This window comes from Paenibacillus sp. B2(2019), from assembly GCF_008370385.1.
In the GTDB taxonomy this organism is placed as follows: domain Bacteria; phylum Bacillota; class Bacilli; order Paenibacillales; family Paenibacillaceae; genus Paenibacillus_AQ.
Genome location: NZ_VTZR01000025.1, coordinates 236,404 through 249,643, shown reverse-complemented (window position 1 = coordinate 249,643; position 13,240 = coordinate 236,404). Strand labels below are relative to the sequence as shown.

Here is a 13,240-nt window from a genome sequence, read left to right as displayed (position 1 = left end):
GGGTAGTTTTTTTGTAAAGTTTCTTTTATCCTTTGGCAGACAAAACAGCAAGTCTCTGAAAGAGACTTGCTGTTTTTAAGTTTTGCAGCTTTAGTAATGAATGATTACACCAGTATGGGACAATATCAGCTAATCTTATAGTTCTTATTCTCTGCTTTTTCAGCTTTCTGTATTCGAAGTTTAAAGAGTCTCACTAAATTTTGGCGTGTATGCTCTTCGTGACAGCTATCCAATTTCTTAATGATAAACCGATCAATGGACATGTCCATCGCTCCTTTTAATTCATTCAGATCCTTATGAATATAGGGAATTTTTTCCTGTTTCCTTGTAAGTTTATTAACCGGGATTTCTATTATTCAAACTCTTGTTCCTTTATAAAATACTCTTTTCCCCCCAAAAAAATCACAAAAAAATAATTTACAAACAAAAAAATACATGCTATATTATTTATAGTTAATATTAAATACACACATCCAAGGGAGCAATCATAATGTCTAATGTTTTATTTATCAAAGCAAACAACCGTCCAGCAGAACAATCCGTAAGTGTTAAGCTTTACAATGAATTTTTGGAGAACTACAAACTTAACAATCCAGAAGATGAAATCACTGAACTTGATTTGTTCGCAGAGCAACTTCCTTACTACGACAATACCCTGATCACTGGTATGTACAAAGCTGCTCAAGGTTACGAACTAACAGCTGAAGAAGCAGCAGGTGCTGCTGTAGTTAATAAATATCTGGAACAGTTTATCGCTGCTGATAAAGTAGTATTCGGTTTCCCACTGTGGAACATGACTGTACCAGCTGTATTGCATACTTATGTCGATTACCTTTGCCAAGCTGGCAAAACATTCTCTTACACTGCTGAAGGTCCAGTTGGTCTTTTGACAGGTAAAAAAGCAATCGTTCTGAACGCTAGAGGTGGCATTTATTCCGAAGGTCCTGCAGCAAGTGCTGAAATGGCTGTAAACTTCATCGTTGGTAACCTTAACCTTTGGGGTATCAAAGATATTACTCAAGTAATCATCGAAGGTCACAACCAACTTCCTGCACAATCCGCTGAAATCATTGAGAACGGATTACAATTGGCTAAGGAAACTGCAGCTTCGTTCTAATACAAGCTATAAGAGAATTTAATAAAAAAGGGTGACCCTGAGCTCAGGGTCACCCTTTTTTTGACTTTCTAGCCTATTGGAACACTACTCTTGGCTCCGTCGCTGTCTATAAAGTTCTTCTAATACTCATCAAGTTCTTTACGCCAACCGTACCCTCTAGTCCTTGTCGAATGAACTTTAGAAGAAGCTGTGGTTTTTCTCTTGAGCTTCACCTCTTTGGTGCTTTGGTACAGCAGTTCCCGCTGTGTCTTTCGGTAGTTCAGCAGTCTCTTCTCTTCGAGCTCACCGTTATGAACCGCTTCAAGTACCGCACAGCCCTCCTCACGTTCATGTTTACAGTTACTAAACCGACATGCAGCAGCTAAGCTGCTAATATCACTGAACGCCAGATCTAATCCACCCTCATCTTCCCACAGCTGCAGCTCACGCATCCCTGGTGTGTCTACTATGATTCCTCCGTCCGGCATAATAAACAGTTCACGGTGGGTAGTGGTATGACGTCCACGGCTATCTCCTTCTCTTACATCCTGTGTAAGCTGAAGATTCTTTCCACATAACCAGTTGACCATCGTAGATTTGCCGCAGCCTGATGAGCCCGTTAGAGCTACTGTCTGTCCACTCCCAATGTAAGGCAGCAACTTCTCACGGCCATTATCTTGCAGTGCACTAACCGCATGAACAGGCACACCTGGAGCGGCGCTTTCCATTTCGGCAATTTTACTCTCTGCATCTAGGCAAAGATCTGCTTTGGTCAGTAGAATGACTGGATTGGCCCCGCTGTTCCAAGCCATGATTAAGTATCGCTCCATCCGCCGAACATTAAAGTCATCATTCAAAGCACTGACCAGAAATAAAGTGTCTACATTCGAGGCAACAATCTGCTCCTCTTGTGTGTTACCAGCTACCTTGCGTGAGATGACACTATGCCGAGGCAATATCCCATGTAAAATCGTATGCTCGCCGCCATCCTGCATTGAAAGAGACACCCAGTCGCCGATCGCTGGAAAATCACCTGAAGCGACAAACGTATGTCTCAGCTTGCCTGATAGCTCCCCCCATGTCTCTCCCAAATCAGTCATCACCCTATACTTACTGCCAAAATCGCCTACAATTCTTCCGGGAACAAGCCGTTTATCCTCCGTCTCCTTCCACTTTTCATCCCATTTTGAACTCCAATTTTCATTCCAACCATATTGCTGTATGTTAGTCATTTGAATCCTCCTAAAGATCTGTTTAAGTTTTTGTTTTTATTTACCATGTACTGCTAGCATTTCCCGAGAACACAAAAAGCCGTCGGAATTCAAGACTCCGGCGGCGGTCACACTTCATGAACTCTTCTAGAACGAAAAGGACAAAAAGTGTACACATAATCAGGAAAATGTCTCATCCTAAAGACAAGGATAAGTTCATTTTCCCGTGCGATATATAGAGAAATAGACAATTAACTACAATTCCTATCGATTCTATATACGCAAAAAAGCCGCCGGACCCAATACGGTTCCCGCGGCTCTAATAAGCGTAATAGAGCTTACCTGCTAAACTGCACGAATAACTTATTCGGCAGCCGCTGTTCCCGGAAGACACGTATCCACAACAGTTGAGTTCATTACATTTAAAACTGTCATAAAACATCGTCTCCTTCCGAAATAAGATGCTGTTATCATAAACGGCGCTGCCGTATAATGTCAACTATAAATTTTGATAAAATTACAAAATAGACTTAAGCTCATTCAACTCGCAGATTATCTTCCAAGGTTGTATATCCAATTGCTCGTCCCAGGCATGTTTTCTTTGCAGCCAAATGCCTTGTAGCCCTGCTTTCCCTGCACCCCAGATATCATTCACCGGGTGATCTCCAATAAACAATGTCTGATCCGCAGTAACTCCCAATCTGTCTAATGCAAGTTGATAAATCTTAGAATTGGGCTTAGCGATTTCTACTTCTCCAGAAATGACAATAGCCTTGAAGTACTCTCGCAGGGCAAGGGTATCAATTTTGGTGTTCTGGATATCTACTTTGCCGTTGGTAACCAGACCAAGTATATAACCGCGCTCTTTGCAGTACTTCAGAACGTCCACAGCATCCTTCATCGTAGCACCATGATTGATATAACTTGCATCATAATATGCACGAATATGTTCAGCCATAACTGGTGTTTCCCAAGGCAGTACCTCGCTTAGCTCTACGAAGAATCCGTCCTTATCACGGTAACCATCAGCATCTCTGTGAATCATATCTTCTACTACCTTCTGCGCTTCTTCAGCTTCCAAATGTCCTAGAAAATCCTGAACAAACTGAGTACTAAAACTGCGAAATGTATGGTCACGATCCATTAAAGTATTATCCAAATCAAATAATATAGCTTGTACTTCTTTCATCAAGCGATTCCCCTTATATGCTGTTGATTATAAAAATTTAACTTACAGAAATCTATTGTACTATGCCTTTGAAGACAATGAAAAGACCATTCTGTAAAAAGGAACTGCTGTCTCCCCTTCTACTGAACAGTCTTAATAGGCTTTATATTTGATTTATTCATTTACTCAAAATGCTCCGCACGATGTGTCAGCATCATTTCCTCTTCTGTGATATACAGTGGGAAAGGAGGGGTTTCTTTGAGATAACTTTCTGTGGCTAGCAAACGATAATGGACCTCAGGTAACCATGCATCTTCAACAAGTGGCAACTGACCTGTATCACTGATGTAATTGTCTACAGCGGACTGAACCATATCAAGGTAATACGGAACAAGCTTATCTTGTTCCTCGAAAACTTCATAGGTCTCGCGTGACATATAGAAATTCTGCTCTGGAATTCCTCCTAAATACCGTTTTAGTCTGCTCAAATCTATTCTTTTGTCGTCAAGGATTAAAGCTGTTCTATTAATGAGCGCAGGCATATCTTCTTCAAACTGTCTGATCGCCTGCTTGACTTGGGTTAAGGTAACGGTAATATGATCGGATTGGGGTTGTTTTTTTGTGCGTTTAAAAAACATAAGACAAGTCTCCTTTCGAAAAACTATCTTTGTTAACGCTTACAATTCTATTATATTCGAATTCCTCCCTCTTAATCAGCATATTTCCAACAGACACAAATTGTTAACAACTTTATGATCATTATTTGACATCTTCCCAACGCATCCAAATTTCTTGGGGATTAAGTTCATATTTATCATTCTCACGATACATAAACTGATGCATAATAAATTCACGCCGAATGGTAGCAAAATCTTCATGGAACTGCTTAATAAACTCGTTAATTTCCTTCTCACTATAAACTACCCCTGGCTCTAGCTTCTCAACCATGTACTGAAGTGCGATCAGTTTCTTCTTATATTGTGCCGGGATTTGCCGAAGCCGCCCATCCTTCGAAAAAAAGTTACGCAGCACAGACTCCTTTAGACTATTTTCAGGTGATTTCTCTTCCATATTTCTCGCTCCTTTCGAAAAAATAAACTGAAGTGAAGCCTCAGCGCGACTACTAATGAATTCTGGATTCAACTTAAAATAAACTGTATTTTTGTCACGTCGTTCCTTTATTAGAGCTGCTTCACGCAATTTCGCTGCATGATGAGTTACCGTTGGTTGTGATAAATTCAATTTCTCAGCCAGCGCTTGTCCGTGCATTTCTCCTTGTGACAGAAGCAACAATAAACGAAGACGTGTTGGGTCAGCCAAAGCTTTATGATAGTTCACTATTTTTTCTAACTGCATTGGAATCACACTCCTTCACCTTCATAGCAAGATACACATTAGATATATATCTAATTATATAACAATCAACATTATGCTTGCAATGGTTATTGTGTTTAATCTTATGCTTATGGCAAAATGAATGAATTTAGGGTAGGATTTAAAGAAAAGATAGTAACAATCAGGAGGTAACCCACTGTATGAAAGATGTAATTATTATCGGTGCAGGTCCTTGCGGCCTCTCGGCAGCTATCGAATGCCAGCGCCAAGGACTGTCCAGTCTCATTATTGAAAAAAGCTTTATCGTTCACTCCATTTATTTGTATCCAACAAATATGCAATTCTTCAGTACCGCTGAGTTATTAGAAATCGGAGACGTTCCTTTCACCTCGACCAATGATAAACCATACCGCCATGAAGCTCTTGTCTATTACCGCCGGGCTGCGAAGCAGTATGGTCTAGATATCGCCGCTTACGAAGAAGCGTTATCCATTGAGCCTCTGGAAGATGGAACCTATGCTGTACATACGTCCAATATGCGTGGTGAGCATCACACACGAATCACTGCAAATGTCGTTATCGCTACAGGTTATTTTGATCAACCGAATATGATCGGTATTCCAGGGGAAGAACTTCCTAAAGTTACCCACTATTTCGGTGAAGCCCATCCATATACAGGGATGAAAGTTACTGTCATTGGTGGCAGTAATTCAGCGGTAGATGCAGCACTGGAGCTTATGCGCGTTGGAGCTACAGTCGATATGGTCTATCGTGGTGAGAGCATTTCCTCGAATATTAAGCCTTGGGTTCGGCCAATCTTTGAAGGGATGGTACAAAAGGGTAAAATCACTCTACATCTGGAATCACGTGTTACTGAAATTACGGCTAGTTCGGTTATAGTTACGAGTCATAATGGAGACAAAAAATCCATAGATAATGATTTCGTCCTTGCTTTGACAGGCTTCCGGCCTAGCCGGGTGCTTCTCACTTCTGCCGGCGTAGTTATGGATGACGATATGGATAAGCCAGCTTTTAATCCTTCAACTATGGAAAGTAATGTTCCAGGTCTTTATGTTGCTGGAGTAATCGCTTCAGGTCGCAATGCGAATGAAGTATTTATTGAGACAGGACGTGGGCATGGTAAACTTATCGCAGATCACATTCTTGCGAAGCGCAGTTCTCACAATAAGGAGTTGAACGTTTAAGATGGACATGACCTCTTTGCTTTTGCTTGGTCTTGCTGCGCTCGGTATTATAAGCAGTAATTCCCCTGTAACAATAGCAATGGTCGTCCTACTACTGCTAAGAGTTCTTGGCCTGCAGCAGACCTTCCCTTGGCTTGAGAAATATGGTTTAACCATTGGGATTATCATTCTTACGATCGGGGTCATGACGCCCTTGGCCAGCGGAAAAATATCGCTACAGATGGTCGGTCAGTCCTTCCTCCACTGGAAGTCTCTTCTTGCGATTGCGATCGGCATTCTCGTCGCTTATCTTGGTGGGCGCGGAGCCATCCTTATGACCAACCAGCCCACAGTTGTTGCGGGTCTCCTGATCGGAACAGTGATTGGCGTTGCATTGTTCAAGGGTGTCCCTGTAGGACCGCTTATCGCAGCCGGTATTTTGTCGCTCTTGATTGGAAAAATGTAAACGGTGGTGCAACCATTCAACACTAAAATAGAGCAGCAATTCTCCACTATCGAGAGAATCGCTGCTCTATTTTATTTTTATTCAGCCTGAGAAATGGATTGTGGAATTTCCTGAGACGATCGTTTTTCTACAAACAATAGATCACCAACCCCATGCTCTGTTTGAATTTTTTTCAGTTGGGCCAAAGCTTCTGCTTCCGTATTGAAATACCCAGCTTCCACTAGAAATAATCCCTTCTGATCCTTTAATACGCGCACGTTCTCTAACCCGTATAACATCTCTTCAGCCATACCTTGACTCTCGCCGGAAGGCTCTGAGCTTGTTCTAAGTGAATAGATAGAAGTTCCTTCTTCCACGTCACCCTTCTTATCCTTCAATGTAATCGCCACCTGTGCCGGATCCTTATATTCCTTCACCTCATAAGCAACTGGCTCTTTGAAGGTTACATTGAAACGTATCATCGAGTCATCCAATGTAATTAAAGGATAAGCATCTTGAACATACTTGCTTTCTTTTAATGTCTCAAGATCTTTAACAGCTGAGAAGTTCCTTGCCCCACTCACGGTTACGGTCATTGTATAAGGATTGTCAGTGAATTTTACGTTATAAGAGCTTGCAAGGTCTTGTGTATTGTCCGAATTTGCAAAGTTTAAAATCATTTGATCACTGTTCTTCTGATGTTTCAACGAAATGAAATTGACATCTACTCCATCCTGAATCGTGCCGCCGCCTGCACTTCCATCCGTAAATTTCAATACACTTACCAGCTTACCTAGAACGGGCACTTGATTCATACTATCCGCGAAGGCGGGTACCGTATTTACACCCACTGTAAAAGAAATGATAACTGCTGCTGCAACTGATCCTGTCCATTTTAATCCGCTCATTTTTATTCCTCTTTTCTGTTGTTTATAGCGTTTTCCTCTTTCAATACCTTTTCGAGAAGCTTGTGATAGTTCTTCGGGGATTTCAATATCGTTGTATGCTTTCTGTAAACGTTCAAGTTGATTATCCAAAGTACTCACTCCCCTTCATATTAATTTTTAATTTCCCTAATCCCCGATAGATGACGGTTTTCACTGTACTCTCTGGCATGTCCAATACCCCGGCAATTTCCTTTATGGGCAAGTCTTCAAAATATCTCATCACAATGACCATTCTTGATCTTTTATCAAGGACTCTTAGCGCCTCCTGGAGATCAATGACATCCTCTATGGGTTCTGAAGCGTAGCTGCCTTCGGGATCTTTCTCCATATACACGATTTTTTTAGATTTTCGGATAAAGTCCAAGGCACAATTGACGGCTATTTTTGTGAGCCAAGTTTTAAAATATTGAGGTTGCTGCAGTTTATGAATTGAGATGTACGCTTTATAGACGGTCTCCTGTACAATCTCCAGCGCATCATCCTTATTCCTCACATAGGAGTACGCCATACGGTAAAGACGCTCTTGCATCCCGTCTATCAATGCAGTAAAGCTGTCTTCATCACCCGCTATCGCCTTTTCCTCCAGCTCTGTTGTATTCAAGTTCTCACTACCTTTCATGTTGCTTATATTTTTTAGACGCACGTGATATTCAAAAAGACTCAAATGGATTTAAAAAAATGGCCCTCTCTCCCGAGAAGACCACCTAAGTAATTTATTATAATGTTAGATCTTATCATGTATCCAAATGCTGTACGTTAAACAATCTCGCATAACTTCCGTCCAGTCCCATTAGTTCCTCATGTGTACCACGTTCTGTGATTTCACCGTTCTCAAGCACCACGATCTGATCAGCATGTGTAATGGTAGACAGTCTATGCGCAACAATTAGTGTAGTTCGTTCCGACGAGAGGGATTGCAGCGCTTGTTGAATTAAATGCTCTGATTCCAGATCCAGTGCTGACGTAGCTTCGTCTAATATAAGAACCTTTGGGTCTTTAAGAAACACCCTTGCTATGGCTACCCGTTGCTTTTGCCCACCGGACAGCTTCACTCCACGTTCTCCCACTTCTGTATCATAGCCTAGCGGCAGCTGCTCAATAAAATCATGCGCATTGGCAGCTCTCGCCGCCGAGAGGACTTGCTCCTCTGTAGCATTAGGATTGCCGAACAAGATATTATCTCGTACAGACCCACTAAATAAGAAATTATCTTGAAGCACCATCCCAACAGCTCTTCGCAAACTCTCCTGCGTCAAACCCTGTATATCCTGACCATCCATCTGGAGGCTACCTTTGCTTATGTCATAGAATCGCGGGATCAAGCTTATGAGAGAGGACTTCCCGCCACCACTCATTCCAACAAAAGCGACCGTCTGACCAGGTTTGATACTTAAATTAATATCCTTCAGTACCCAATCATTCTCTTCGTTGTATTTGAACCAAACATTATGAAAATCAATTTCACCACGTGCATTCGTCAGAGGTCTTGCTCCCGGTTTATCCACGATATCATAAGGCTCTTCCAGCAGCTCAAGCACCCGTTCAAGGGAAGCCGAGGCTTGCGTGAGCACTGTCGAGGAATTAATCAATCGACGCAGCGGTGCATACATCCGGTCCAGATAGCCGAAGAAAGCAACAAAGGTTCCCACAGTCAAATTGCCATGAATCACTTGATAACCACCGTATCCGATGACTAGCAGTGGTGCAATGTCCGTTAGTGTGTTAATAATCGCAAAGGTAATCGCATTCCAACGAGTTTGAGCCATCGCTTTTTTGAGAAAGTTACCGTTGATATCTTCGAACTGCTTCTGATCCACTTTTTCCATGGTGAAGCTGCGGATGATCGAAATGCCTTGAATCCGTTCATGAAGATAGCCTTGAATGCCAGCGAGAGCCTGTGAACGGTCTTTCGTTAACACCTTAAGACGTTTATATAGTTTACTTACCGCAAAGGCGTAAAACGGAAGTACAGCGATAGATACTAGCGCCAGCACTGGATTCAAATAAAACATAAAACCAAGCGCAAACACTAGCGTAAATAAATCCAGCCATACATTCATCATTCCGACTTCTACTAAATTTTTGGTCTGTTCCACATCATTTATAAATCTTGAAATCGCTTCGCCCACTTTTGTATTCTGATAATACCGCAGCGACAACCGCTGTAAGTGACTGTATAGCTTATTCCGCATATCGAACAATATCTTACTTGTGATCAGCTGGGCAAAATACTGGCGGTAATACTCCACCGGTCCCCTTACAATTACGAATAAAACAAAAGCGCCTCCGAGGATGAGCATCAATTGCGATACCCGCTCCTGGGCACTCATGGCAGGGTTCATCAGCAGATCATCGACTACGTATTTCAGAATCATAGGCAGTGTCAACGGGATGCTGAACTTGATCATACCTATAAAGAGCGTAAACACAATCCATTTCATGTAAGGCCGTACAAAAGTAAAATATGATTTCCATTGCTTCACAGGGATATTCTGTCCTTTCTCTTTACTGAGTTGCTAAGTACAGTTGACTTTTGCGCTCTACAGTGTTTTTATATTTTTAAGTCCATAAGTACGATAGCAGTACCCGAACTTCAGGAGGATAAAGATGTCTAGACAATTTGTGACGGAAGCCGTCATGATGGCGATTTACGGCCAGCTTCTCATATCGAGCAGCCCTGTAGAATATATAGTGCCTTATACGACCGTGATGGAATTATACGAACTGCGGGACAGTGATGATCCGTTAATGAACCGTCCAGATGATGACAAGCATGTCAAACTCAAGATTGGTGAGCTCATTGCCTATTTTGAAGAGCCACTTAATGCTAAAAAAATCAACCGCTGTCTGGCTGTTCCTTGGGCAAAAAGCTCTGGTATTCTACTAGGCGGACAATCAAAGATTACCATCATTAACAGCATGGATACCGCTGTCTACGGCGAAACGTTTGATCCTATCGAAACGGAGCTTCTATTGTCCTCACAACGTGAGAAGGTGCCTATTCTTACAGATCAATTCGAGCTGATTCAACGCATTATTGAAGGTGGAGTCCCTGTTCAAGTATACGACATTGACGATTTCGATTTTGCTATGGAGGAAGAAACGTTTCGCAATTCGCACTGATTATATTAACACTAGAAAAAGCCCTGCCTTTTGGCAAGGGCTTTTCACATTAGTAAAAAAAAACAAAATTAAGACATTTAAACCTGTACTCCGCCAGGCACCGATTTGGCTTCATACTTATATTCAATGTCATCGTCTGCCTCAGAATACACAATAGTTAAGCCGTAACCTTCCATATACCATAAGTCCTGCTCTTCCATGTAGAACACAATACCGTCTTGTTCAACTTGTATTGCCGGACGTCCTGGTGCCTCCGTCCCGATACCCAGTGAGAAACCAGGGTGAAGTCCACCTCCCGAGCTATAGCGGGGAAATAAACGAATATAGTCTCCATTCTTAAGATCCAGTTCTCTTTTAAACCAAGCTGCCGCTGGTTGACTAATTTCCATGTTCATCTCTCTCAGCTCCTTTGTATAGTCTAATCATACTGAAAATGAATCGATATTCAAATACCTTTATACAATTAATGTTTTCCCAAGCTCCTCAAAAATTAGTTTGACAACTTTGCGAACCGAGTGATAAACTCTGAACATAACTAACGGTCTACTAGTTATTACCAAAAGTTATTATTAAATCAATGAAAGGGGTGAGCGCGGTGTTTACGAAGTTACAGCCATATCATATCACTATTGTTGGAATTTCAAATCAACTGAATACCGAAGCAGCCCAAGTGGTGAAACCATCCTGAAGTTCCCTGCGAGTGTAATTGATCGTATAACTTTAGTTCTTGAAGGTTTCTCACATGCCTGGTGCTGTATAGCACCGTGCGCATGATAGCTGTAAATTACAGGCATATCGTCCGTTTTCGGATGATATGCCTTTTTTGTCGGTTGTCATCTTTGAAGGACGACAACGTCGTTTTTTCTTGGCTGTTGAGATAACCACTTGCGCTTTTTTCCAACATCACAGCTAGTACTTTAACTCGAAAGGAAGGGATTTACTTGTTCTCCGTTCTCCGTAATCTCGGCTGGTTCTTTCGCCGAGAAAAAAGGCGTTACCTGATTGGCCTTATCTTACTTATTGGTGTAGGTGTTCTTGAATTATTCCCCCCACGTCTGCTAGGCAATGCCATTGACGACATAGTACGCGGTTCTATTACTACCGCATCGTTAGCCAAGTATATCGGTATGATCCTCATTTTGCTGCTAGTCATTTATTGGATTACCTACATATGGATGCACAAATTATTCGGAGGCTCCAACCTCGTAGAGCGCCTCCTGCGCTCGAGATTTATGAATCATTTGATGACCATGACCCCGTCGTTTTTCGAACGCAATAGAACCGGCGACCTGATGGCTCGGGCAACCAATGATATCAGAGCTGTCTCAGCTACCGTTGGATTCGGGATGCTCACCCTGGTGGATTCTACAATTTACCTCACTGTCGTACTATTCGCAATGGGTTTTCTTGTCAGCTGGAAGCTGACACTTGCAGCTGTCTTACCATTACCACTAATTGCAATAGCTATGATTTTTTATGGTAAAGCGATCCATGATCGTTACAGCTTAGCACAAGATGCGTTCGGAAATATGAATGATCAGGTTCTCGAGTCTGTCTCAGGTGTGCGAGTTATCCGTGCTTATGTACAAGAAAGACTTGATGAGAAGCGATTTTCAGATATTACAGAAGATGTATACAACAAGAACATGGCCGTCGCCCGTGTCGATGCCTTCTTCGAACCGACGATTCGGTTCTGCGTAGGGCTCAGCTACATTATCGGTCTTACCTATGGGATTTATCTTGTGTTCCGTAATCAGATCACCCTAGGGGATCTTGTCTCCTTTAACATGTACCTCGGAATGATCGTTTGGCCAATGTTCGCTATTGGAGAGCTTATTAACATCATGCAACGTGGTGGCGCTTCTCTCGAACGTATTGATGAGACGCTAAACTCCAAAGCGGATGTTCAAAGTGCTGCCAATCCGGTTCAAGTTGCTAATCCTACCCGGATTGAACTTAACGATGTGACCTTCCGTTATCCCTCATCGACGATTGACAATCTAAGCAATGTCAGTCTGACCTTAAACCAAGGGCAAACACTAGGTGTAGTCGGTCGTACGGGAAGCGGTAAGTCAACGCTCCTCAAACAGCTGCTTCGTGAATATCCGACAGGTAATGGTGAAATTCTCATCTCTGGAGTTCCGATTCAACAGATTTCATTGGATCAGCTACACAGCTGGATGGGTTATGTTCCTCAAGAACAGATCCTGTTCTCCAAATCAGTACGTCAGAATATTCAATTTGGTCTAGACAACGCGGATGATGATACGATCATGAAAGCTATCACAGCTGCCGCCTTCCAAAATGACTTAGGAACATTATCCGATGGTTTAGATACGTTGGTTGGTGAACGTGGAGTATCCTTATCCGGTGGACAAAAACAACGTGTATCCTTATCCAGAGCCTTTATCGCAAATCCAGATGTATTGATTCTGGACGATGCCTTATCCGCTGTTGACGCTCGTACTGAAGCTCAGATCATTGAGAATATTCGCCAAGAGCGTGCGGGAAAGACTACATTGATCTCTACGCACCGCCTCTCTGCTGTTCAACATGCCGACATGATCGTCGTACTTGATAACGGACATATCGTGGAACGTGGTACCCATCAAGAGCTGCTGGATATGAATGGCTGGTACCGCGAGCAGTATGACCGGCAGCAAGTAGAGAATAATTTATCGAATGATTAAAAGACATACTAGCTATGACTAAGCAAAACTTTTAGGAGGTG

General features: G+C 42.3%; 13 protein-coding genes. 5 read left to right on the top strand and 8 right to left on the bottom strand.

Annotation, left to right across the window (positions count from 1 at the left end):
• The first annotated feature begins 490 nt into the window (after positions 1-490).
• Entirely contained in the window at positions 491-1,117 is a 627-nt protein-coding gene (locus PAENI_RS26260; protein WP_042188917.1) for an FMN-dependent NADH-azoreductase, read from the top strand.
• Positions 1,118-1,236: 119 nt separating this feature from the next.
• Here the strand turns inward: PAENI_RS26260 and rsgA are convergent, their stop codons facing one another.
• The 4 genes from rsgA to PAENI_RS26240 all read right to left on the bottom strand — a co-directional run bounded on the left by rsgA (position 1,237) and on the right by PAENI_RS26240 (position 4,831).
• On the bottom strand, positions 1,237-2,328 hold the full coding sequence (rsgA, locus tag PAENI_RS26255) for a ribosome small subunit-dependent GTPase A (protein ID WP_149647279.1): 1,092 nt from the start codon (positions 2,326-2,328) through the stop codon (positions 1,237-1,239).
• A 496-nt stretch (positions 2,329-2,824) separates the two neighbouring features.
• The gene (locus PAENI_RS26250; RefSeq protein ID WP_149647278.1) at positions 2,825-3,496 is read right to left on the bottom strand and encodes an HAD family hydrolase; all 672 of its coding nucleotides are present in this window, start codon (positions 3,494-3,496) and stop codon (positions 2,825-2,827) included.
• 161 nt (positions 3,497-3,657) lie between these two features.
• Positions 3,658-4,113 carry a DUF3939 domain-containing protein gene (locus tag PAENI_RS26245; protein WP_076283499.1) on the bottom strand — a complete coding sequence of 152 codons (456 nt, stop codon included), beginning with the start codon at positions 4,111-4,113 and terminating at the stop codon, positions 3,658-3,660.
• 121 nt (positions 4,114-4,234) lie between these two features.
• On the bottom strand, positions 4,235-4,831 hold the full coding sequence (locus PAENI_RS26240; RefSeq protein ID WP_149647277.1) for a DUF2087 domain-containing protein: 597 nt from the start codon (positions 4,829-4,831) through the stop codon (positions 4,235-4,237).
• A 179-nt stretch (positions 4,832-5,010) separates the two neighbouring features.
• Here PAENI_RS26240 and PAENI_RS26235 point away from each other — a divergent pair, with 179 nt between their 5' ends.
• Both PAENI_RS26235 and PAENI_RS26230 read left to right on the top strand, forming a co-directional pair.
• Entirely contained in the window at positions 5,011-6,015 is a 1,005-nt protein-coding gene (locus PAENI_RS26235; RefSeq protein WP_042188927.1) for a YpdA family putative bacillithiol disulfide reductase, read from the top strand.
• Between the two features lies 1 nt (position 6,016).
• A complete protein-coding gene (locus PAENI_RS26230; RefSeq protein WP_042188929.1) occupies positions 6,017-6,460 on the top strand; it encodes a DUF441 domain-containing protein in 444 nt (147 codons plus the stop codon).
• A 77-nt stretch (positions 6,461-6,537) separates the two neighbouring features.
• On the opposite strand, the gene PAENI_RS26225 is transcribed toward PAENI_RS26230, so the two are convergent.
• From PAENI_RS26225 to PAENI_RS26215, 3 genes are all read right to left on the bottom strand, one after another.
• Positions 6,538-7,476: a DUF4179 domain-containing protein gene (locus PAENI_RS26225; RefSeq protein WP_149647276.1), complete on the bottom strand. Its 939-nt coding sequence runs from the start codon at positions 7,474-7,476 to the stop codon at positions 6,538-6,540.
• Positions 7,469-7,987 (bottom strand): sigma-70 family RNA polymerase sigma factor, encoded by a 519-nt coding sequence (locus tag PAENI_RS26220; protein ID WP_149647275.1) that lies wholly within the window; start codon positions 7,985-7,987, stop codon positions 7,469-7,471. Before PAENI_RS26220 ends, PAENI_RS26225 begins: the two co-directional genes overlap by 8 nt.
• A 133-nt stretch (positions 7,988-8,120) precedes the next feature.
• Positions 8,121-9,869, bottom strand: a complete 1,749-nt coding sequence (locus tag PAENI_RS26215) for an ABC transporter ATP-binding protein (RefSeq protein WP_076298844.1) — start codon at positions 9,867-9,869, stop codon at positions 8,121-8,123.
• Between the two features lie 124 nt (positions 9,870-9,993).
• On the opposite strand from PAENI_RS26215, the gene PAENI_RS26210 reads away from it, so the two are divergent.
• Complete coding sequence (locus PAENI_RS26210; protein ID WP_042128412.1) at positions 9,994-10,509, top strand: hypothetical protein; 516 nt, start codon at positions 9,994-9,996, stop codon at positions 10,507-10,509.
• A 77-nt stretch (positions 10,510-10,586) separates the two neighbouring features.
• Here the strand turns inward: PAENI_RS26210 and PAENI_RS26205 are convergent, their stop codons facing one another.
• Entirely contained in the window at positions 10,587-10,904 is a 318-nt protein-coding gene (locus tag PAENI_RS26205) for a HesB/YadR/YfhF family protein (protein WP_149647274.1), read from the bottom strand.
• Between the two features lie 546 nt (positions 10,905-11,450).
• Between PAENI_RS26205 and PAENI_RS26200 the strand changes: the two genes are divergently transcribed.
• Entirely contained in the window at positions 11,451-13,199 is a 1,749-nt protein-coding gene (locus PAENI_RS26200) for an ABC transporter ATP-binding protein (protein ID WP_149647273.1), read from the top strand.
• The last annotated feature ends 41 nt before the right edge of the window (positions 13,200-13,240 follow it).

Coding starts and splice junctions, on each gene's coding strand:
- PAENI_RS26205 (WP_149647274.1), bottom strand. CDS start 10,904: ATGAACATGGAAATTAGTCAACCAGCGGCAGCTTGGTTTAAAAGAGAA.
- PAENI_RS26240 (WP_149647277.1), bottom strand. CDS start 4,831: ATGCAGTTAGAAAAAATAGTGAACTATCATAAAGCTTTGGCTGACCCA.
- PAENI_RS26250 (WP_149647278.1), bottom strand. CDS start 3,496: ATGAAAGAAGTACAAGCTATATTATTTGATTTGGATAATACTTTAATG.
- PAENI_RS26230 (WP_042188929.1), top strand. CDS start 6,017: ATGGACATGACCTCTTTGCTTTTGCTTGGTCTTGCTGCGCTCGGTATT.
- PAENI_RS26260 (WP_042188917.1), top strand. CDS start 491: ATGTCTAATGTTTTATTTATCAAAGCAAACAACCGTCCAGCAGAACAA.
- rsgA (WP_149647279.1), bottom strand. CDS start 2,328: ATGACTAACATACAGCAATATGGTTGGAATGAAAATTGGAGTTCAAAA.
- PAENI_RS26210 (WP_042128412.1), top strand. CDS start 9,994: ATGTCTAGACAATTTGTGACGGAAGCCGTCATGATGGCGATTTACGGC.
- PAENI_RS26235 (WP_042188927.1), top strand. CDS start 5,011: ATGAAAGATGTAATTATTATCGGTGCAGGTCCTTGCGGCCTCTCGGCA.
- PAENI_RS26245 (WP_076283499.1), bottom strand. CDS start 4,113: ATGTTTTTTAAACGCACAAAAAAACAACCCCAATCCGATCATATTACC.